This window comes from Candidatus Nitrosocosmicus agrestis, assembly GCF_008389435.1.
GTDB classification, from domain to species: Archaea; Thermoproteota; Nitrososphaeria; order Nitrososphaerales; family Nitrososphaeraceae; genus Nitrosocosmicus; species Nitrosocosmicus agrestis.
Map to the genome: position 1 here is coordinate 22,231 of NZ_VUYS01000007.1, position 21,759 is coordinate 43,989.

General features: G+C 32.4%; 19 protein-coding genes. 10 read left to right on the forward strand and 9 right to left on the reverse strand.

Features of this window, described 5'->3' with window-relative positions; translation table 11 throughout:
* Positions 1-211: 211 nt before the first annotated feature.
* Together F1Z66_RS05880 and F1Z66_RS05885 are read left to right on the forward strand one after the other, a co-directional pair.
* Positions 212-2,641 carry an HD domain-containing protein gene (locus F1Z66_RS05880; protein ID WP_149862682.1) on the forward strand — a complete coding sequence of 810 codons (2,430 nt, stop codon included), beginning with the start codon at positions 212-214 and terminating at the stop codon, positions 2,639-2,641.
* Between the two features lie 52 nt (positions 2,642-2,693).
* The gene (locus F1Z66_RS05885) at positions 2,694-6,224 is read left to right on the forward strand and encodes a chromosome segregation SMC family protein (RefSeq protein WP_159357623.1); all 3,531 of its coding nucleotides are present in this window, start codon (positions 2,694-2,696) and stop codon (positions 6,222-6,224) included.
* 117 nt (positions 6,225-6,341) lie between these two features.
* Here the strand turns inward: F1Z66_RS05885 and F1Z66_RS05890 are convergent, their stop codons facing one another.
* Positions 6,342-7,319: an ABC transporter ATP-binding protein gene (locus tag F1Z66_RS05890; RefSeq protein WP_149862684.1), complete on the reverse strand. Its 978-nt coding sequence runs from the start codon at positions 7,317-7,319 to the stop codon at positions 6,342-6,344.
* 189 nt (positions 7,320-7,508) lie between these two features.
* Positions 7,509-8,069 carry an ArsR/SmtB family transcription factor gene (locus F1Z66_RS05895; RefSeq protein ID WP_149862685.1) on the reverse strand — a complete coding sequence of 187 codons (561 nt, stop codon included), beginning with the start codon at positions 8,067-8,069 and terminating at the stop codon, positions 7,509-7,511.
* An 85-nt stretch (positions 8,070-8,154) separates the two neighbouring features.
* On the opposite strand from F1Z66_RS05895, the gene F1Z66_RS05900 reads away from it, so the two are divergent.
* Complete coding sequence (locus F1Z66_RS05900; RefSeq protein WP_149862686.1) at positions 8,155-8,589, forward strand: HIT family protein; 435 nt, start codon at positions 8,155-8,157, stop codon at positions 8,587-8,589.
* Here the strand turns inward: F1Z66_RS05900 and F1Z66_RS05905 are convergent.
* The gene (locus F1Z66_RS05905) at positions 8,586-9,284 is read right to left on the reverse strand and encodes an HAD family hydrolase (protein ID WP_149862687.1); all 699 of its coding nucleotides are present in this window, start codon (positions 9,282-9,284) and stop codon (positions 8,586-8,588) included. The genes F1Z66_RS05900 and F1Z66_RS05905 overlap by 4 nt on opposite strands.
* A gap of 228 nt (positions 9,285-9,512) precedes the next feature.
* On the opposite strand from F1Z66_RS05905, the gene F1Z66_RS05910 reads away from it, so the two are divergent.
* On the forward strand, positions 9,513-10,076 hold the full coding sequence (locus tag F1Z66_RS05910; RefSeq protein WP_144732171.1) for a methane monooxygenase/ammonia monooxygenase subunit C: 564 nt from the start codon (positions 9,513-9,515) through the stop codon (positions 10,074-10,076).
* A gap of 258 nt (positions 10,077-10,334) precedes the next feature.
* Here the strand turns inward: F1Z66_RS05910 and F1Z66_RS05915 are convergent, their stop codons facing one another.
* Together F1Z66_RS05915 and F1Z66_RS15810 are read right to left on the reverse strand one after the other, a co-directional pair.
* Complete coding sequence (locus F1Z66_RS05915) at positions 10,335-10,859, reverse strand: deoxycytidylate deaminase (RefSeq protein WP_149862688.1); 525 nt, start codon at positions 10,857-10,859, stop codon at positions 10,335-10,337.
* Between the two features lie 284 nt (positions 10,860-11,143).
* On the reverse strand, positions 11,144-11,290 hold the full coding sequence (locus F1Z66_RS15810) for a DUF5679 domain-containing protein (protein WP_195907490.1): 147 nt from the start codon (positions 11,288-11,290) through the stop codon (positions 11,144-11,146).
* 138 nt (positions 11,291-11,428) lie between these two features.
* On the opposite strand from F1Z66_RS15810, the gene glyA reads away from it, so the two are divergent.
* A complete protein-coding gene (glyA, locus tag F1Z66_RS05920) occupies positions 11,429-12,757 on the forward strand; it encodes a serine hydroxymethyltransferase (protein ID WP_149862689.1) in 1,329 nt (442 codons plus the stop codon).
* Positions 12,758-12,925: 168 nt separating this feature from the next.
* On the forward strand, positions 12,926-13,462 hold the full coding sequence (locus tag F1Z66_RS05925) for a 4Fe-4S dicluster domain-containing protein (RefSeq protein WP_149862690.1): 537 nt from the start codon (positions 12,926-12,928) through the stop codon (positions 13,460-13,462).
* A 155-nt stretch (positions 13,463-13,617) separates the two neighbouring features.
* Here the strand turns inward: F1Z66_RS05925 and F1Z66_RS05930 are convergent, their stop codons facing one another.
* The 4 genes from F1Z66_RS05930 to F1Z66_RS05945 all read right to left on the reverse strand — a co-directional run bounded on the left by F1Z66_RS05930 (position 13,618) and on the right by F1Z66_RS05945 (position 18,514).
* Entirely contained in the window at positions 13,618-13,956 is a 339-nt protein-coding gene (locus tag F1Z66_RS05930; protein ID WP_149862691.1) for a hypothetical protein, read from the reverse strand.
* A 6-nt stretch (positions 13,957-13,962) separates the two neighbouring features.
* Positions 13,963-15,900 (reverse strand): Glu-tRNA(Gln) amidotransferase subunit GatE, encoded by a 1,938-nt coding sequence (gene gatE / locus F1Z66_RS05935; RefSeq protein ID WP_149862692.1) that lies wholly within the window; start codon positions 15,898-15,900, stop codon positions 13,963-13,965.
* Between the two features lie 12 nt (positions 15,901-15,912).
* Positions 15,913-17,379 carry a Glu-tRNA(Gln) amidotransferase subunit GatD gene (gatD, locus tag F1Z66_RS05940; protein WP_230207471.1) on the reverse strand — a complete coding sequence of 489 codons (1,467 nt, stop codon included), beginning with the start codon at positions 17,377-17,379 and terminating at the stop codon, positions 15,913-15,915.
* 868 nt (positions 17,380-18,247) lie between these two features.
* Entirely contained in the window at positions 18,248-18,514 is a 267-nt protein-coding gene (locus tag F1Z66_RS05945) for a winged helix-turn-helix domain-containing protein (protein ID WP_149862694.1), read from the reverse strand.
* 182 nt (positions 18,515-18,696) lie between these two features.
* Here F1Z66_RS05945 and F1Z66_RS05950 point away from each other — a divergent pair, with 182 nt between their 5' ends.
* The 4 genes from F1Z66_RS05950 to hisA are packed head-to-tail and all read left to right on the forward strand — an operon-like array spanning position 18,697 to position 21,758.
* Positions 18,697-19,812, forward strand: a complete 1,116-nt coding sequence (locus F1Z66_RS05950) for an HAD-IA family hydrolase (protein WP_159357622.1) — start codon at positions 18,697-18,699, stop codon at positions 19,810-19,812.
* Positions 19,813-19,821: 9 nt separating this feature from the next.
* Entirely contained in the window at positions 19,822-20,421 is a 600-nt protein-coding gene (locus tag F1Z66_RS05955) for an imidazoleglycerol-phosphate dehydratase (RefSeq protein ID WP_230207472.1), read from the forward strand.
* Positions 20,422-20,424: 3 nt separating this feature from the next.
* Positions 20,425-21,045 carry an imidazole glycerol phosphate synthase subunit HisH gene (gene hisH, locus F1Z66_RS05960; RefSeq protein WP_149862696.1) on the forward strand — a complete coding sequence of 207 codons (621 nt, stop codon included), beginning with the start codon at positions 20,425-20,427 and terminating at the stop codon, positions 21,043-21,045.
* Entirely contained in the window at positions 21,042-21,758 is a 717-nt protein-coding gene (gene hisA / locus F1Z66_RS05965; RefSeq protein WP_149862697.1) for a 1-(5-phosphoribosyl)-5-[(5-phosphoribosylamino)methylideneamino]imidazole-4-carboxamide isomerase, read from the forward strand. The genes hisH and hisA overlap by 4 nt, the downstream gene beginning before the upstream one ends.
* Position 21,759: the final 1 nt, after the last annotated feature.

Consider the following 21,759-nt stretch of genomic DNA (forward strand, 5'->3'; position numbering starts at 1 on the left):
TTTGGAACCAAACAAGTAAATGGTATAAAATCACACCATTACTAAAGGGCATACTTTGACAGAATACACAAAGAATCACTCTAGTTCTTGGTATCATAAATAACATTTTAAAAATAACATTAATAAGAAAGATGAGAAAATAAATCTATTTAAATATCAATACACGAAAGAATAGATGGAGCCCAATTTTTGGTTGGGGTGGAAAATTGACTTGAGCACCAAAGGTTCTTCTACAAAGTATAAGAAGTGGACTTTTAACCTGAGGCATTACGATTATGCCGGTATCTTTTTTATCTCTTTATCTTTTGCTTCAATGATTTCTACTGGGATTTTTGCTATTCCACTAATATCTGATTTTGTTTTAAATGAGAAATTTGATTGGTTTGAAGATTGGAACAATTTGTTATTTAGTATTACTAGCGCACTTGGATGTATATGGGGCATTATGGCGCATTCGCAGTTCGAATTTGTCACAAAATTGATCAGAAATACTTGGAATTCTTGTAGGAAACTAGATCCGCTAATAGGAGAATATGACTACAAAACACTAAATCCTGAAACAAACCAAATGGAAGACGGATACGTTTATCATAGCTTGGTTGATTTTTGGGATAGAGAAAATGAAGTTCCGCACTGGCTTGACAAAGGTAAATACTGGAAGTTTTTCTTAGAATTGCAGAAAATAAATAAGAATGTAAAACTCGAAGTTGTAAAAGACATCAATTTACCATTTAAGATGGGAAAAGGCAACGTGACTGCGATCCTAAAAAAGACAGACAATGGTAATCAGATGACAAATAAAAACGGGTCAAGAACTGAAGATGTGTCGATATTTCAAATAGTTATTCCACAATGGCTGGTAATGAATACTGAGTACAAGAGATTCAACATCTTCTCCCAATCAGAGATAAATACCATTACCAGCATAGTATCTGAAGTAAACAAAAATACACCAAGAATAATTGATGAAATTATTTTCAATCAAAAGCCAGCACTAAAGAATTCAGGAAGCATATTTACTTCACTTTATACATACTTAAACAAAAGCTTACCAATAAGAATAGTTTACGGTAGGGTAAAAGAATTCCTACCAGGTGCCAAAAAGCGACAAATACAATATACTAATGAAAATCTTTCAAGGCTACCTTTAGATTATTTAATCGAATCAATCCTAATTAAATCAAAAACACTTGGAATTAAAGAGACATCACTTGATAAATTATACTCCATTACGGAGTTCCTAAAGAAAGAGTACGATAAACTAGGATTAGGCGAAGGATCAAGTGAATATCATAATTTACATCATTCATTAGAAGTAGCATACATGAGTTTGAACATGCTACCAAGTGAAATACACGGCTATTCAATTACAAATAAAGACTATGAGATTATGCTAGTTGCAGCATTATTGCATGATTATGATCCAGCAATGGGGTCATCTTCGCATTATGATCTGAAATATTCAAGAGTACCTACTGTTGCAAGCACAATGGCAGAAATTAAGAAAAGGAAAATTCATGAGGCGTATTTTCAACTAAGTCCAGATGAATTAAGGAAGTTCTTCAGAAAATACGAATCACCATTTGTTCCTGCTAAGGAATTTGCTACTACACATCCAGAAATGTTAGACGGGAAATCAAATAAGACCGAGAGCAAAATAATTGAGGCGCTGATATGGAGAACAGACTATCCATACAATGAAAATGCGTACAACAATTTTAATCAATTATTAAAGGAAATTGACGTTGAAGAGATTTCTGTAGAAAAGATCAACTTAATTGCTGAGATCCTGTCATTAGCTGATCTATCAGTAACTTATTTGAGTTCAGATCCATTGTTGGCTTGGAACAGGGTGGTAAAATTATATGAGGAGTTAGATTTTCCCATAGTTGAGGCAGTATCAAGAACTGATCGATTCTTGTCATTGTTCTCAGAGGGATCATTGTTTAAAGATATTATTACAAGAAAGAATTTCCCTGAAGCTTTTAGACAAAAATGGAACAACGTTTACCAATTCTTTCACGAAGGAAATCCGTCAAATAAGATAAACAATTTGATTCTTAATGCAAAAACAAAATATGACAAGGTAAACATGGATGCCATGACAATTAATTGTGATTTTTTGATAACTAATGCACTAAAAAATAAGAATGAATATTATATAGCGATAGTAAGAAACAAAGATGAAATAATAAACACCCAGTCAAAATTAGCGGGCCACCAGATTGACAATTTAGAAATTCTGCCAGGTAACAGTGAAAACATACTACCGTTCATTAAAGATAAGGCCGTGGATAATTTCATCATTACTTTATTTTGTGACAAATCCAAAAAAATGATTAACAGAGAAAATATATTAAGAAACTTACTAACCGCGTATAGCTCAAAATTGAGTCAAGAAGGAACAATTCAGATTGTGATAGAAAATGATGTAGAGCTTAAAAGGATAATTCCTTTAATTTCGGAACACGATTACAAAATTACTGAATCAAACGAGATGATTTTGACTAAAGTAAATAATCCAGAGATATTATTTGATAGTAGACCTGTTAAAATCATTACAATTCAAAACCTGTATAAGAATACCAACAACAGGAATTTTAATAGTAATAATTTTGGCAGTTTTGATAATAATGCTTAATTAAAAGAAAAAGAAATAATAACTAAAGAGACTATTTAAGTACAATACAATTTTGGTTTATATTAAAAAATTAGATGTTTTTGGATTTAAATCATTTGGTTCAAAGAATATTTCATTAAATTTTCAAAGAGGTTTAATTGCAGTCACTGGTCCAAATGGATCAGGCAAAAGCAATATCCTTGATGCCATAATATTTGCATTAGGAGAGAACAGCCCTAAAGCACTTCGTGTAGATAAATTTCAATCACTGTTTCATGACAGTGAATCGAGCAATAACTCTAATAAAACAGTAAAAGTCAGTGTAACCTTTGATAATGAAGATCGTGGTATTCCGATAGACGACAATTTGGTTACTATAACAAGGGAAATGTCCGGAGGAAATACAGGAGAAAGCCAATATTACCTAAATAGAAAAAAAGTTTCAAGAAGTAATATTTTGGAGTTAATGGAAATAGTGGTTGCTTCTCCAAACAAGCTAAATATTGTCCAGCAGGGTATGATCACAAGGATATCTGAGCTTAATTCGGAAGACAGGAGAAAAATTATTGAAGATATTATAGGACTGTCATATTTTGATGAAAAAAAAGACCAAGCCTATAAACAACTCGAAGAATCGGATAGAAGATTAGAAATAGCCTTAGCAAAGATGGGTGAGGTAAGAAATAGAATAGATGAACTGGAAGAGGAAAGAAACTACCAACTCAGATACTCACAAATAGAATCAGAAATTAATAGGCTAAAAGCTATCAGACTGTCCGAAAACATCAATAGAAAAGCCAAGAAAATTGCTGAGCTCAAAGAGGAACAAAGAATCAAAGATGAAAAAAATGCAGAGGTATCAAGGAAATTGGTAGAAATAAATAGCCAAATAGAAGAAATCAACAGGGAAAAAGAACAGTTTCTGATTCAAGCAAATGCCTCGACCAAAGTGAAAGGAGAACATGAAAAAAGAATCTCTGTTACAAACTTTGAGTATCAGAGAAATAGATCTATAATAAAAGAGACAGAGTTTCATTATAACCAATTAGTACAAAAAGAACGAACAGACCGCTCTGAAGTAGAAATCCTACAAAATAAAATAAACGAACTTGATGAACAGATAATTAATTCAAAATCAGAAATTGATACTCTAGAAGATATTCTGAATGAATTACGCATGAAACTTGATGTAAAGAATTCACAAATTAACGAAATAAAAATATCGAATTCAGATGAAATCAATATCAAGAATTTCTTATCTAAAAGGATCGGTAAATTGATACCCATTAAGAGCAAAGTTGAGATAAATACTGTCAGAGCAGAAGAGAATATAAAGAATTATTCTTCCAAAATAAGAGAAAACGATATTCAATTACTTAGTCTACTTACAAAAAATAGTCAAATCGAAGAAATAGTAAATGTTTCACGTTTAAAGATTAATGACATGAATATCGAATTAAACAATCTAAATATCGAAAAAGAAAACTTAGAGAAGAGACATCTAAAGCTATCAAGAGAGACAAATGCTTCAAAGAATGTCTTGGAAAATGCAGAAAAAGTGATAATAAAATATGATGAGAAAATTAAAATTGCTAAGGATAGCTTGGTAGAAGATTACGCAATTGCAACCTTATCCAAGGATTTTAAAGAACTTGGAGTTATAGGATATGTTTTTAATTTGCTGTCATGGAATGAAAAATATCAAAAGGCCATTATTGCATCCGGAAATGAATGGATGAAAGCGATTGTGGTAAAAGATATTAAAAGCATGATCATTCTCGCTGAATTTGCAAAAAACCGAGATATACATTTTCTTAAAATCATTCCACAAGAACTGCTAGTTGGTGATAAAATAAATATGATTGAAGACAACCCATCAATCCTTGGAATTCTTTCAGATTTTGTAAGTAGCAAAATACCGAATTTGGCTGAATTTTTATTTGGAAACATAGTATTAGCAAAGAATCCATTGACAGCATATTTGCTATCTAATAAAGGACTAAAAGCTGTATCTGTTACCGGTGAAATATTTTTTCCGGATTTGTCATTGATGCAGTTTGACTATGGATCAAAGATTGCGGATATCACTAAAGATTTGTTACTGTCAGATTCCATTGAAAATTTAAAGAGTAATATTCATAAGTTAAAGTTACTTATCAGAGAACGAAATCAAGAAGTAAATAATCTTGGCAGTACAAAGTCAACCAAAGAAAAGGAGCTAGAAAGATATAATTTGGAGAAGTCTAATATCATGAGAAAAATAGAGGAAGCAGAAGGTACATTATCTTTAAATCGCAAAAATATGATCCAACTATTTGGGATAAATAATAGTCACAGTAATCATATTGAAAAAACATTTTCTGAATTCAAACATTTTGAAAGAAGATTAAAGATCATTACAAATAGCATTGACAAAATCGATTTAGAAAGAAAGAGAATAGAGGAAAGAATTGATCAGAAAGGATTAGAGAGAATAGAGGAAGAAAAAAACAAAATTGCTATTGAGATTGATCATAACAACAACAAGCTAAATCAACTCAAATTAATGCATTCTATGGCGAAAAATAATTTAGAAAACACCACACGTTTACAAAAAAAAATGATCGGTGAGATAGAGAATATCCAACTGGAAAAAACTGAAAAAAAAAGAGTTCTCGAGACGGCTGTAAGTGAAGGACAAAAGATCGAAGAAGAGATGAAAATCTTAAGACAAAAAGAAGACGAAATGATTCAGTCAACCAGTTTGATTTATACAAAAATACAAGAATATGAAAAATTGGCTAGAGGGCTTGCCGAACAAGAAAAAAGAATCAACAAAGAATCTAATCAGCTAGACAAAGATTTGGGATTTCTACGAAAAGACATTGTTGACTTGGAGAATCAATCCTCAGATCTAAATAATGAGCTTTTAAGATTGGGCCACAAATCTTTGTTAGAAAGTTTCAATGTAGATGAACTTTATCACGGATTAAAGGAAGAATATGAAAAAATCAAAGAAAATGTAAACTTTAGAGCTGATGAAACATATCAGGAAATCATAGATGGATATAGAGGTCTGTCAGATAAAAGAAATCAACTTGAAGAAGAAAGAAACTCGATAGTTAAATTCATCGAAGAGATTGCAAAGGAAAAAGAAAATCAGTTTACAGAGGCATTTAGAAAAGTGGATGACGATATAAGAAAAACATTTTCTGATATTACCGGAGGTAATGCATGGTTGGAATTAGAAGACCCAGAGAATATTTTTTCAGGTGGAATTTTGTTGATGGTACAATTTCCTAACAAACCTGCAAGAGAATCCACTTCATTATCCGGAGGCGAAAAAACCATGGCAGCGATAGTGTTTTTGTTGGCTTTGCAATCACTCAAACCATCTCCATTCTATTTAATGGACGAAGTGGATGCTCACCTTGATGCCCAAAATACAGACAGATTATCAAAAATACTTTTACTTAGATCTGTGAACAATCAAATAATAATGGTCACTCTCAAGGATTCTACAGTTGCAAAATCGGATCTCATTTTTGGGGTCTACCCAAGAAATGGAATATCTCAAGTGGTAAAGTATAATCATCCAAGTAAGGTAAAGCTAGAGGCTCAGTAACTTTTAATCATTTAATAGACGATAGTAAAGTATGAATACAAATTTTATTGCTTGAAATTTGATTTGGAAATATTGTGGTTAAATCATAGGAAAATATCATTTTAATTCAATTTAACATCAAGCGACATTTTTATAGTAAAAACAAGAAACAGAATGTTTTTTGTTTATATGAAATTGTTTTATGTCTTGAGTGCATTCTTGAGTAGATACTTTACATCTATTGTAAAATTTGCATCCTCTCGATGGAAAACTAGTTACATTGGGTTCCAAATAGCCTTTATAAAATTTGGATTGAGTAAGGTTATACGAAACTGCATCTAGTAACATAAGGGTATATGGATGTAGTGGATTTTGCAATACTTCATCTATATCTCCGTATTCTATTATATTTCCTGCATACATTATACCAATTCTATCACCTATAAATCGTGATGTTGCAAGGTCGTGAGTTATATAAATAATAGAGATATTTAGTGATTTTCTCAAATCATTTATCAACGAGAGTATTTCAGCTCTAACGGAAATATCTAGCATCGATACTGGCTCATCTGCTATAATCAATTTTGGATCTTTCACGATAGATCTAGCTATTGAAACACGTTGTCTTTGACCACCGGAAAGCAATGTTGGATATTTGTCCAAAATCTCATCCACAGGTTCAAGTCTAACTCTACTTAATGCAGTTCGTACTTTTTCCTCCTTTTCACTTCTATTTAGACCCTTCCCATGTATTTTCAGAGGTTCCATTACAATATCTCTAATCTTCATATGCGGATTAAGAGAACTATATGGATCTTGGTGAATCATTTGTACCAAAGAGTAATAATTTTTTCTCTTCTTCAAAATTTGTATATCTTCCCCTTCAAAATATATGGCACCGTGGTCAGGTGTCAATGCACCCATGATTAGTTTTGCCAAAGTAGTCTTTCCGGAACCAGATTCGCCAGCTAATACTAGTACTTCTCCTTTGTTAACTTCCAAAGAAACATCATCTATAACCTTTTTATTTGATTTGACTTTGGAAAAGAGATTTGATAAATTATTTTGAACAGGAAAACTCTTGCTAACATTCCTGAGGAGAAGAAAAGGCGCCATGGATGAATTACTGCTTTTTGTTATTTATAATAATGCTCAACGGAAGAGGAGATCGATACATGGTACTAATTTTGTATTACGGGATAAATTTTGAAAAAGGCAAACGGAGATCTCAAGAAGGTAAGGTATGTCCATTCTCTCAAATTTACCCGGTTGTGATATATTATAGACATTCACAATGCAAATGTGCTAATGCGTAGCTGGTAGAATCGATTTTAGTAGTTTTCGTACTATTTTTGCAAGTACCATATTCACAAACATCAAAAAAAGATATTCAGCATAATGATAACTTTTACAAATCTTACATCTTGAATAGATGTCTGAAAAAATAATAGAAACAAGCTCCTTTTCATTTAACAAGAGTTTTTTTAACATCTTATAAAATTTCGGATAAAGTGATCTGACAAGCTCCTTGTTATCCTTTGCAAATGTTAGAAAAGGATAATTTTCGTAAGCAAGTATTTTAACATTAGACTTGTAGTATTTTTCCAATGTGCCTTTAACTTGTTTAGTCCTCTTGATACTTATAAGATCGTTTTTCTTCAACATTGATATATGATGTCTTAACGTAGTCATTGCGATATCGAATTTCGCTTTTTTCAATAATTCAAATAACTCCCTAGTTGAAAGACTTTTGTGGTATAAAAAATCTAAAATTTTTAGTCTATGTGGATCGCTTAGGCATTTTGCAATATTTTCATTCATCATGATGGCAATTAATGGTCCTTCATGGGTCAAGGTTTTTTGCATGTTTAATTTTTTTTTTTCAAATTAATTAATCTTGGCTATCGAATGTGGTAATAGTTATTTATTATGCAAATATGAAAAAAATACAATGAGTAATAATAAATGCGTATTTTGTGAAATAATAAAAGGAACAATAAAGTCTCGGAAAATACACGAAACAGAGCATTCAATAGGAATCTTAGACGCATTTCCTCTGAAAGAAGGTCATTGTTTGGTGATTTCAAAATCCCACAAATCTAAAATCCAGGATTTGAGCCCACAAGAGAATAATGATATTTTTAGTAATCTTCATTTTTTAACAGAAAAAATAGAAAGGGCAATGGAAGCCAGTTCGGCATTAATTAGTATTCACAATGGCAAGGATGCTGGTCAAGAAATCCCACACTTTCATATTCATATTATTCCAGCTTCACAGTCTAGAAAAAACAGGCCGATTCACTCATTATTTGACAAGAAAGATATTAAATCAGAGGAGCTCGACGAAAATTGGAGAAAAATAACTGCAGAGATACAATCAAGTTAAATAAAACTTGATAACAGAAGAGGTAGTTCATTTACAGAACCTATAGTAAACTTTGGATATTCATTTTCATTTAATGGTGTTTGAATCTTATACAAGGAATCTAAAGTACGAATGGTCATCATTCCAAGTTCATTAGCTGGTAAAATATCAATATCGAGTCTATCGCCAACCATTATACAATCATTAATGTTAGATTTAGATTCAACTAAAGCCTTTTGAAAAATTTTATGATCTGGTTTACGGATGCCTATATTCTCTGATAAACAGACAATTTCAAAATACTTGTCCAAGCCATGCTGTATTAACAAATTCGCAGATCCGGATGAATTATTACTTATAATACCTAATGAAAAATCTTTAGAAAGTTGTGGTATGATTTCCTGAACATCTTTGAATAAGTTGACTAGCTTCCTCTTGTTTTTTAATAAATCATCTTTCAATCTTTCATTAATTGTGATGTCATATCCAATTGGCAGAGTTAATCTAGCCATTAAAGACACCAGCTCCATAAATCCTGAAGATCCAAACTTTCTTTCTAGGATCAGATTATTACGCAAAGCAATGTAATTCCTGTGATCTATTCTTGCACCATAATCATTTAACGTCATAAACAAAAGATTGTCAAAATAGGACACATAGTTCCATTCATCAATTAGCGTCTGTCCCAGGTCAAAAAAGATGAATGGTTTATCCATGTGTTTATAAATTTGCAGGTCACTAACTATTTATCGTTTGGACTCTATAATCATACACGTTTATCACTGATGTTTAACTTCAAATAATTTCTATAGGCGATAATATTATAATAATTATTTAATAAAATAGAGGTAATAATATTAATTACATATAAAACTACCGTATAGTTTATAATTTCTTTATTAAATATCTTATATAGTAGATCAATGAAGATAGATTGAAGATATATGGCACAAATGCCAGCATTAATTCCAAAGGAAGTAGAAATTCAAAGACTGAAAAAGATCTACTTAATGGTCATCATGCTAGGATCTATTGCTGCATCAGTAGAAGTTGATAACTTTGTTGATGGATCACTTCATCAAACAGCAATCAGAGACAGTGCATTCACACCTGCTCACTGGTGGTTATACAGCCACTTTATTGCATTACCATTAGGTTGGGGATTTGTAGCAATGTACGACAGAAGAGTACCAGTTTTAAGAGGACCAAACAATTCAATGAACACAGGTCTGAAGATAACCATTATCGGTTATTTGGCAACCATGTTCACAATTGGTATCAACGAAATGTGGCACTTCTGGTTTGTAGAAGAAATATTCTCAGTACCTAACCACTGGATGTTCAACATGGGTGTAGTCGTAGCTTTCATGGGTGCATTAGCCTATGTAGTTAGAGTATACGCACGTTTGGTGGAGCTTGGTGCGGAAACGCCTGCCAGAAATCCATACGTAGCAGAAATGTACAAACTAGCATTAGAAGGAAAACTCTACAGCAGATCAGTTCCTTAAATTTTTTTTTGTTTTTGTTCTAGTTCACTTTAATATCAATAGTTTTTAATTTTAGTTTTAATTATTTTTTGTTTTTGTTTTTGTTTTTGTTTTTACTTTTCTTTTAAATAATATAAATCAAATAGCAGATATCAAAAATCAATGTATCAGGATAACGTATTTGCAGTATTATATTATTAACGGCTGTTATCATCATTATTAATAATCCAGATCTTATGGCAGAGATAAATTACACGTCAAATTACCCAAACAAATTCCCTACACTTGTCCAAATAATTTCTTTGTCCAAAATTCGAGTTTGTGTTGATTCATCTCAACAATTTTTATGCCACCCTCTTCTAAAATCTGTGTTCCATCCTCTGAATACTTTGATAAAATTACAACTCGATCTATTCCTACAGTAATCGCCATCTTGCTACATTCTATGCAAGGTGAGAGAGTAGAATATAGAGTAGCATTTCTTGTACTTCCAGCATTCCCAAACATAACACACTGCATAATAGCATTAGCCTCGGCATGAACACAAATGCATCTTTCTAATCCCTCCCCGGATTTTATGGAGCCCTTTACACGGTCAGAACATCGTTTGCATCCCCCTTCATAACAATTGAGAAATCCAGAAGGAGTTCCATTATAGCCAGTAGATATTTGCCTATTGTTTTTTACAATTACTGCCCCAATTTGCCGGGTTAAGCAATTTGATCTTAATTTAGCCAAGATAGCTTGTATCATAAAATAGGCATCCCAATTAGGTCGCTCGAACCCATCCCCTGACTCACTCATTAATTCTATAATGAGCCACTAATCAATATAAAACAGTTCAGAGCTAGAAGGTTGTCATCATTACTGCAAAAAAAATATCAAATTTCATATATAAAAATATAATGAATAGACCTCTTATTGTTTGGAATTTTATCAGAATTAGTATTAAAGTCCGTGGCTTCAATTTCACGATCTTGAGATTTTATCGAGAACAATTATGAGATATTTTCACTCGAATTAAAACAATATAAAGAGTATAAAAAAACAAGTCAAATTGATAGGAACTATATAACTTACTTTTTTTATTATTTTTTACTTCCTCCTATCTTAAACATCTTTGTATTACATACAGTACATATTCCTTGAGTTGCAGGTCGTCCATTCTTCATGGTTACCTGTTTTTCATCTTTCATTTCTCTTTTTGCTTTGCATTTAACACAATATCCTTCCATCTGATTAACCTTCTGCATGAGTAGATAAAATACATGTAGTATAAAATTATTGTTATAATTACCTTAATAATAAGCACTAAAATTTACCATTTGACAAGATTACGATATTTTATATAAGTAATAATTACAAAAAAAACTATGTTGAAAGGAAAAGAGGCTCAAGATAATATTTTAAAATTAATTAAAGAACATCATAATTGGTTTAATAGCTCCATTCCACTCATAGCTAGTGAAAACATTCCTAGTCCTGCAGTAAGAGAGGCAGTAGCTTCAGATTTTGGAAATAGATATGCAGAAGGCTGGCCGGGAGAAAGAGTATACGCAGGTTGTACATATATTGATCAGGTTGAGAATATTTGCAATGATTTGGCCAAATTAGTATTTAAAGCAGAGTTTGCAGATTGCAGAGCTACTTCAGGAGTGGTGGCAAATTTAGCAATCTATTCAGCTTTCTCAAATCCTGGAGATACAATGATAGCATCTTCAATTCCTACTGGAGGACACATTTCTCATGGAAAGAAAGAGCACTCTGGAACTGCGGGATTGGTACATGGTTTGACTATTGAACATTTTCCCTTTTCCAAAGAAAACATGACTATAGACGTTGAAGAAACAAAAAAGAAAATAGACACTCTCATCAATAATGGAAGACCCCCCAAAATAGCCATGTTTGGTGGAAGCCTTTTTCTGTTTCCCCATCCTGTAAAGGAATTATCGGATTACCTTCATGAAAAGAATATCTACATCAATTATGATGGGGCTCATGTTGCTGGATTGATTGCAGGCGGACAATTTCAAGATCCTCTACGAGAAGGGGCTGATTCCATGACCATGAGTTCTCACAAAACATTGTGGGGGCCCCAAGGAGGCATAATAGTTTCTGTCGAGAAATACGCTGAACCAATTAAAAAAGCCATATTTCCTGGAAATACCAGCAGTCATCATCTTCATCATGTAGCTGGAAAAGCTATAGCTTTAGCAGAGGCCTTAGAATTTGCAGAGGAATATGCAAAACAAGTAATAAAGAATGCCAAGATGTTGGCATATTCATTGGCAAATTACGGCTTTAAAGTATTGGGCGAAAAACGTGGATACACAGAATCCCATCAATTAGCTGTAGATGTGTCTAACTACGGTGATGGAGGAAATATTGAAAAGGATCTAGAAAAATGCAATATAATATTAAACAGACAGTTATTGCCTGGCGATATAAAAGAAGGTAGAAATTACTTCCATCCAAGCGGAGTTAGAATAGGAGTTCCAGAAGTAACCCGACTAGGAATGAAAGAAAACGAAATGCAAGAAATAGCAACCTTCATTAAAAAGGTAGTTATTGATAAAAAAGATCCATCTAAAGTTTTGAAGGAAGTAGTGGAGTTTAAGAAAAACTTCCAAAAGGTACATTTTGCTTTCGATAATGATACAGAAGCTTATCAATATATCCAATTAGTAGGCACTAAAGGCTAAAGAAAAATTCAAATCCTTTTCCATTTCAAACAAATAACATTTTTGGAAGATATACTAGTAGATAGTCAAGCCTAATTTTGTAGAAAATATAAATACATGAGGAATTAAACAAAAATTTCTACACATGATTTATATATTATAGAAGATCAAATACCACTGCAAAAAAATATGCCAATCGATCCAGATTTTCCAAACAATCATCAAGTAATTGGAAAGATAAAAAGCTCAGACGGTGAACATTTCCATTATAGATGGGGTCCAGGTTCACTAAAAGAAGCTGCAGAAAACCCAGAAGTCAAAGAAGCATTCGAGGCAAGAGGAGAAGAGATAGGTCCTTTAGGTGTAAGTGGAACAATGGTTGCAGTCGACTGGGACTCATGTGTAGCAGATGGAGCATGTATTGAAGCATGTCCTGTACAAGTCTTCCAATGGTATAGAACTGAGCATGATGTGCCAGCTAAAGAAGCAATTAATGTAGATTTCGAAGGTACTGGTTCTTCAGAAAAAGAAGAAAGAAAAGATTATACCGATAAAGCAGATCCAATCAGAGAACATGATTGTATCTGGTGTATGGCGTGTGTATCTGTTTGTCCTCCTCAAGCAATTAAGGTAGACCAATCTGCACTCGAATTCCATGAAAAGGCATCAGGAACATTCAATGAAGAATTGTCAAAAGGTAGTGCACCACCACCGCACGCTCACTAATATTTTTTTAGCCTAACACAAAAAAAGACATAGCGTACATACTTATATACTCATTTACAATAATTACAAATATTACAAATAAGCTACAAGAATTATTCTGATTTCATAGTAAAACTCTCAATATACTGCAATTATAATTAGTCTTAAAGCTAAAATTACCAAATCATCCATGATTCTATTGTTTTTACGAATGAATTTAAAATAAACCTACAGTCTGCAGAAATGCTTGAAGGCTTCACATCTAGCAATTCACCTATACATTGAACAAATATAATCAAAGGAGAAGAAAATGACTCCAATTTGGTCCAATCATCGCCACATTGTTCCAAAATAAAATCCATCTTTTGATTATAAGTTTTAGAAATCAATTGCGTCACCTTGTCTGATTCGGAACTTGAAATATTGTGGAAAAATAAGATAGATTTGAGATTTTCTAAATTTACGGCAAATGAATCAACATAATGGCTTTTAATTGATTTGGGTGTACGAGTCAAAGTTAACTAGGATCCTTCTTTAAGGAATTGTTCTAATTTATTCTTTAAATAATCACTAATCTTACTACCATCTACCTTTCCTCTTAAAATAGCCATGCTTTTGCCCATAAGGACTCCTAAAGAATTATCTCCTTTTTCTCTAATTGTTTTAATATTTTCATCAAACACCTTGTCCAATATAGAATACATTTCGGAATCGTTCATTTTAGTTAGATTTAGAGAATCAATAGCTTCCTGTACAGATTTAGATTCGTTTTTCATTAACTTTTCAAAAATCAGAATCACCGATTCTTTAGCAATCAAGCCTTTTTCGAGTCTTTCAAAGATGTCGACTATCATTTCATTAGTCATTAGACTCTTATCAAGATTATTTCGAGATAGACTTACAATATCCTCGGTCAATTTTGAAGCAATAAATGTTGGCGATATGGAAGAGACTGATGTCTGAGAGTTTGAATTAACTATGATTTCAAACAAGTCGTAATAGTCAGAATCGAATATCTGTTCTGATAGTTTTTTATTTAAACCATATTTTTGCATAATCCTTTTGATCAGCTCATTCCAAGCAATGGGTGTCTTCTCTTTCAAATTATTAATGATTTTAGCATCAATAGGAATAGGCATTATATCAGTTTCAGGATACATTCGAGACGAACCAGGTCTTGGTCTGGAAAAAACAGTAGTACCATCGTTGGTAACTGAACGCGTTTCTGCTTGAACACCTTCCTTAAACAGAATTATCCTATTAATTAGTGGATCTATAACATTATTTATTTTATTTTTATTACCTCCAATTAGAATAAAAGCTGAATCATCCTTCGAAGATATGTCAAGCAATTTCTCAATGCTTTTTATGTCATCATCCGTAATACCATAATTAGGCAATTCATCTGAATGAAATAGACCTCCAAAGCCAAAGAACCTAACAAATTCTCCTAATTCTTTTCCCATTCTAATACCCTTAACTGGTTCATATCCAATTAATCCTCTTAGTCTATTGAATCTGATACATTGAATGACAGGATCAGATTCTTTTAGTATTTTTTTAATAACATTTGAATGCGATTTTGAAAAAATATGTGTAACATCAACAATTTTGTCGCCAAAAAGCGAATCATCAATATTCCTTTTTTTTAATTCTTCTGCAATCTTTATCATACCATACTGTCTTTTTGTCTCATAATCTAACACTTTTACTAGATGAGTCAATTGCTGCACCCCTTTGACTTCTACGACTTGGCCACCATTGACAGAGATATTCACATCTTGTCTTATACTGCCAATTCCCCTTGTTACCTTCTTACTACTACGAAGTAATCGACCGAGGGTAAGCGCAACATTTACGATTTCATCTGGTGTACCAGAGATGGGTTCTAATGCTATTTCTACTAGCGGAATTCCAAGGCGATCGAGACCATATTCTTTTTGTTTGGAACTGGTTGAGATTAACTTGGCAGCATCTTCCTCTAAACAAATAGCTTGGACTCCCACGTTCTTAAAATTCTCCACTTCCAAATATCCACCGGTTGAAACCAACATTGTTCGTTGAAAGCCACTTACGTTAGATCCATCGATGACCAGTTTTCTCATCACATGTATTTCGTCGACGATATTAGAATGAAGAGCAAGGGAAAATAACAATGCAGTCTCTAGCCCATCCCTATTTACGTTGTGTGGTGGCTCTTCATCAGCTTCTACCAAACAACTATACCCTATCTTTGAGTAGTATTTGATTGAACTCATTTTTGCGTGTTCAAATAGTGCTGCCCTATCAAAATCACCCAGCTCACTCCTTGTGGGTCTCAAAACACGGATGAAATGAAAATCATATTCATCATCTGAACCTTTGCTGCTGCAGTCACAAAACAATTTTGACAAAGTCTTTAATTGTTGATGTATTTCAAATCCCACTTTTACATTTAAGTTATCTAGTTCTAAACTCATAGTTTATTCCTCTCACTCACTCTTCAACGACACTAACGGTAAAGCAGTAGACATTTCATATGCGTAGTCGACTGTCATTATCCTGATGAAATCCGAAGGACCTGAGCTATTGTGCAATGCCCACATGGCTTTGACAACTGCTGTTTCGGGTCCCATGTTAGAAAGCGGTATCACCCCTAAACCCAATAGATCGCGCCCAGTATCATAAACAGTCATTTGTACCCTTCCAAAAATACACTGGGATGTCATAAAAACAAAGATCCCACAATTTATTAATTTTGATATTATGGGAAAGCAAGCTTTGTTTATGTGTCCTAATCCGGTACCTTCTAGGATAATTACCTTGTAATCTAAGTTCAAAAATGCCTCAAGAAATGAAGGATTAAGACCGGGATAAAATTTAAGGAGAAACACTTTATCATCAAAAGTTGTTCTTGGTGCAAAATTCTTTAAAGTTTCCTTGCGTTTTATGAGATCTTTGTGTAAAATATCATTATATTTTATTTCACCCTTTTGATCAATTAAAGCAAAAGGAAGTGAGTCAAGTGATTTGAATGCATCACGTTTACTTGTGTGATTTTTTCGCACTCTAGTTCCCAAATGACACGCAATAACTTCATCGGAAGTATTATGGTGCATGCAGACAAAGATTCCAGAATATTTTGAGTCTTTAATAAAGCGAATTGCACCCACTAAGTTACTAAAGGCATCAGATGAAGGCCTATCTGAAGAACGCTGAGAGCCAACTAAAATAACGGGAATTGGTATGTTCTTAAGAGCAAAACTTAGAGCTGAAGAAGTATAATGCAAAGTATCAGTTCCGTGTGAAATAATAATACCATCAAAATGTTCTTTTGTAACTGCCTGTGAAATACGCTGTGCTATAATTGTCCAATGATCTGGAGTTATATTTTCACTATATTCATTCAATAAAAATTCTGGGTAAATATAGCCATGGTTTTCTAATTCTGGAAAGGCGCCATATAATTCTGATGCGCTCAATAGAGATGTCACTCCCCCAGTTCTATAATCAATCTTACTTGCTATTGTACCACCTGTGCTAATCAATAGTATTCTAGGTAACGTTTTAGAATGAGGTTTGGATTCAATTCTGTCAAAGATATATCGATTTTGCTTGGAAGAAGTTGATTGTAAAGATATCCCCTGATATGAGATAGAATTAGACATATCAGAAAGATTTTGAATCTGTGGATTTGGGCTCAACTTGTTAGTTGATGAATTAATTTGTATTGCCTCAATTTTTTCAATATGATTGATATCTATACCTATATTATAACCACTCTTTAATTTTAACACAATGTATTTGTCACTAAAAGTTTCGTATCGAGGTAAAATAATTCCAGAAAACCCTTCTTTACTTGTGATAATCCGTACCTCATCGCCCACACAGACTTTAAATTTTTCTAATAATTTTTGAGAATTTTGACTATACTCTTCAGATTTTTTTGTATTATTCAAATCCATGTTTCAACCCTTTCTGTCAATTATAGAACTATCAGGTTAGAAAATATATAGTTAGATACACCATTGCTGTTTTTTTGAGTATATGTATTAATAATCTATATTTCCATTACTTGACTAACATATTTCCAACCATCCAACGATGAAAGAGGTGATTAAATTCAAAAAAAATTCGAAATGCTAAACACAATATCAATGACCCTCTAAAAAAAATAATCAAAATTTTGTATTGTATATCTAAGGACAAAGTCCTGAATTTATGAATTTTTCATCTTCCAGTTAAATACAGTGCTTCGCTCTTGCGATGAATCTCTTATGAATAAGAAATAATCACAGTAGGAGTCAATACTCTTTTATTCAGCAGCATTGTCACGTGGGTTGTGTTATCAGTAATATCTTTTAAAGGTTTTCTTAAATTGTTTAAGGCAGGAATAAACTTTACAATATTTGGAACTAAAAACTTTACATCGATTTTCTCAAATGTTACCTAAATCTCCTATAATAGTACCAGTATGTGGATTTAGAAATTTAACCTCATTATACCAAGGAATACCATAACCAGTTTAATTTTCAATATATGATGGAAATTAGCATATAATAGAACGGTATGATTTTCTTTTCCCCCTTTTTTCGCATAGTCAAACCCTCTTTTAGAGAAGATGAGGTCATTTAACATGATCTGACGGTCAAGTTTGTATACAATATAAGTATTATTACTACCATTACCATTATTCTCTGAGCAACTAAGCCTAAACAGCATTGAAAGATATTCGCTTTATTTATATATTAAATCGAGACATTATGAAAACATACTTATTTAAAATGTTGAATTATCTACACTTTTTTGACAAAAAATTAAACGGAATTATGGTATTTCATCCTGGAATGATTTTGATTCGATTAATTCTTGAATTTCTTCATTCATCTTTAAGAATCGGATACCTTTTTCTGTGGTTCTATATTTACCGTCAGGACCTAAAGAAAGCAAATTATTCTCTAATAGAATAGGCAAATATTCTTTAATTTGGGCATACGAAAGAAAAGCCTTGTACATTATTTTGGTTTTTGAAATGCCCCCATTTGCAGCATTTAGAATGTTAGAAATTATTTCGGTCCTATTCCGATATTTCACACAATATTATAGAAGATTGTAATATATAACTTGTATTATTGATTATACTATATTAATATACCATAACCAGCGCTTGGAATAACGGACCTATCTTACAATTTCATAACATGTGAATTCATATAATTATTATTTGCAATTGATATATTGAAAACCTGAGACTGATAATGAAGTTGACCAATGACATGGAATTTGAAGCTATTATATTTGATATCGATGGTGTTTTGGTTGACGTAAGGAAATCATATAATGGAGCCATTATAAAGACAGTACAGATAATACTTCAAGAGGTATTTGAGATTAACAATTCTACTGATTATCCATTTGAGGTTATGATTTCAAAACTTCGGAACACGGGAGGATTCAATAATGATATTGATACTACTTATGCCATTATTCTAATTTTGCTATACTGTGTTCTCATAAAAAAAATGGACTCTAATAAGACTATAGAAATGTTTGAAGATATAATAAAAAAACTAGATGAAAAAGGAAAGGATTCATTAGAGAAGGAACTTGAAAGAGACTCAGACATACAAAGTATAAGAGAAAAATTAAATTATCCGTATGGCACTGAAGACTTAATTTCAAGTCGTTTTAACGAAATTTTTTATGGATCAAAGCTCTTTAAAGAACAGTTTAAGAAAGAGCCAATGCGTTACTTTGATAATCCTCTAATATACAATGATATTGTGATAATTAATGAAGAGACAATAAGATTATTGTCGCAGGCATTCAGCGGCAATTTGGGTCTCATTTCCGGACGAAGCAAAGTAGCTTCTTATTTTACACTGGGAAAGCTTATAAAATACTTTAATGAGGATGCGTGTGTATTCTTAGAAGATGAAAAGAGAGAACATTCCAAGCCGAACACCTTTTCTTTACACAGGGTTTTTGATAAATTAAATTTGAAAAATGCATTATATGTTGGAGACTCAATGGCGGATTTATTAATGGTTGAAAATTTCAGAGAGGAAACAAACAAGGACAGGATATTCTTTTGTGGAATATACGGAGAAGGCGATGAGATCAATAAAAGTATAAAAAAAGATAAAATTGTGCGAAATGATGGAATTACAGATATTATTAATAATAGTCAAATAAAGATTAACAGAAGTGATATGAACATCACTACTACTTCTTCGTCTGCCAATACAAAGAATATTCATAAATCGTTTCTGATACAAAATAAAAATAGACTATCACTTCTCCGAAAGAAACTGTTTGAGTCAAAAAACGCAGATATTGTCATAGAAAATGTGAATGATTTACCAAATATATTAAATATTACAAAAAATTAAAAGCACATAGTGATTATAGAGGATCATCAGCGCACGTGTGAAATTGAAAGAAAGACTAAAGAGGTCAGCATCTTGGCTAAAATCAATTTAGATGGAAACGGTAATTCGGATGTGACGACGGGAATTGATTTTTTAGATCACATAATAGTTTCATTTTCAAAACACAGCAAAATTGATCTTGAATTAAATGCAAAAAGTGAAGATGGTATAAAGCATCACCTGATAGAAGATACTGGCATTGTGTTAGGACAAGCTATCGATAAAGCACTGGGTAAGCGAGAAAACATAAATCGATTTGGAAATGCGGTCATTCCGATGGATGAATCTATGTCAAGTGTAGCTGTAGACCTGATAAAAAGACAGCATAATCACATTGATATCAAGCTAGAACGAGAAAACATAGAGAATATCTCCCAGGAGGACATTATTCATTTTTTTCAATCATTTGGTAGCAATCTGAACTGCTGTTTGCACATTAATGTAGAATATGGTTCAAACGACCATCACAAAATTGAATCGGCGATAAAAGCAACCGCAGTTGCATTAAGAAATGCAATAAGAATAGATCCTACTAGCAAGGAAGAGCCCACTACCAAAGGAATGATGTAAGATATGGTAAAAATTTGTATTTTTGATTATGGGGCTGGAAATATTTACAGTCTTCAATCATCTTTGCAGAGAAATGGAGCTAAGGTATCGATAATTAATGATTTTGATCAAGAAGCAGAGGATGCTGACGGAATAGTATTACCTGGAGTAGGAAATTTTGATCCAGCAATTATTTCAATAAATAAATGTAAATCAGGTTTTTCAAAATTCTTGAGAAGTAACATTCCTATATTAGGAATATGTTTAGGAATGGAAATGTTATTTGAGAAAAGTGAAGAGGGCAAATTAGCAGGGTTAGATATAATAAAAGGACAAGTATTATCACTACCAAAAAGATTGGTAAAAATACCCCACATAGGATGGAATAGTTTAGAAATTATTAATAAGGAAAGCAAACTATTTGAGGGTGTACCAGACAAATCATGGGTATATTTTGTACATTCTTATTATACAGCACCCAAAAATAGTGACATAATAACTTCAGAATCAAACTATGGAATAAATATCCCTGCCTCTATAGAAATTGACAATATTTATTGTACACAATTTCATCCAGAGAAATCAAGTACTGTAGGTGAAAAAATGATCCAAAACTTTGTAAAGATTTGTAAAAGATCAAAATGAAGAGCATAGCAGCAATTGATTTGTTTGATGGCCAAGTTGTAAGACTGGTAAATGGTAAATTAGAGAACAAGACGATATACGAGGACAATCCTTTGGAGATAGCAAAAAGGTGGGAGTCTGAAGGAGTTGATATGCTGCATCTGGTAGACTTAAATGCGGCATTAAATGTAGGAAAAAGCAATAGTGAAATAATCTCAAAAATTATTGACTCTATAAATATTCCAATACAGGTTGCTGGTGGAATCAGAACAATAAACAGCATTAACAAGTTTTTGGACATTAAAAAGCCGATTAAAGTAGTCATAGGAACATTTGCTTTCAAGCAACCTGAAATAATACAAAAAATTTCTAAAAAGAAACTAAATCGAATTATTCTTTCTGTTGATCATAATAAGGAAAATGTAATGATAGCAGGCTGGAAAGAATTCTCAGGTATAAGACTGTTTGATGCGATTCGATTTTATAAAGAATTAGGTATCAAAGAATTCCTTTTGACAAACATTGACAAAGATGGAACCTTGGAGGGTCCAGATATAGAAACATTAGTAAAAATACATAATTCATTCAAGGACATAAGAATAATATCTAGTGGTGGGATCAGTAATATTATTGATGTTTTGAAACTTAGAAATGTTAGTTGTTATGCAGCAATATTGGGAAAAGCATTGTATGATAAGAAATTGAAAATCGAACACGTCCAAGAACTGATCTGAT

Bases quoted from the DNA above. Each gene is read 5' to 3' on its own strand.
- F1Z66_RS05915 (WP_149862688.1), bottom strand. From the start codon at position 10,859: ATGAGTGAGTCAGGGGATGGGTTCGAGCGACCTAATTGGGATGCCTAT.
- F1Z66_RS15810 (WP_195907490.1), bottom strand. From the start codon at position 11,290: ATGGAAGGATATTGTGTTAAATGCAAAGCAAAAAGAGAAATGAAAGAT.
- F1Z66_RS05900 (WP_149862686.1), top strand. From the start codon at position 8,155: ATGAGTAATAATAAATGCGTATTTTGTGAAATAATAAAAGGAACAATA.
- F1Z66_RS05905 (WP_149862687.1), bottom strand. From the start codon at position 9,284: ATGGATAAACCATTCATCTTTTTTGACCTGGGACAGACGCTAATTGAT.
- hisA (WP_149862697.1), top strand. From the start codon at position 21,042: ATGAAGAGCATAGCAGCAATTGATTTGTTTGATGGCCAAGTTGTAAGA.
- gatE (WP_149862692.1), bottom strand. From the start codon at position 15,900: ATGAGTTTAGAACTAGATAACTTAAATGTAAAAGTGGGATTTGAAATA.
- F1Z66_RS05950 (WP_159357622.1), top strand. From the start codon at position 18,697: ATGGAATTTGAAGCTATTATATTTGATATCGATGGTGTTTTGGTTGAC.
- F1Z66_RS05925 (WP_149862690.1), top strand. From the start codon at position 12,926: ATGCCAATCGATCCAGATTTTCCAAACAATCATCAAGTAATTGGAAAG.
- F1Z66_RS05890 (WP_149862684.1), bottom strand. From the start codon at position 7,319: ATGGCGCCTTTTCTTCTCCTCAGGAATGTTAGCAAGAGTTTTCCTGTT.
- glyA (WP_149862689.1), top strand. From the start codon at position 11,429: ATGTTGAAAGGAAAAGAGGCTCAAGATAATATTTTAAAATTAATTAAA.
- hisH (WP_149862696.1), top strand. From the start codon at position 20,425: ATGGTAAAAATTTGTATTTTTGATTATGGGGCTGGAAATATTTACAGT.
- F1Z66_RS05895 (WP_149862685.1), bottom strand. From the start codon at position 8,069: ATGCAAAAAACCTTGACCCATGAAGGACCATTAATTGCCATCATGATG.
- F1Z66_RS05910 (WP_144732171.1), top strand. From the start codon at position 9,513: ATGGCACAAATGCCAGCATTAATTCCAAAGGAAGTAGAAATTCAAAGA.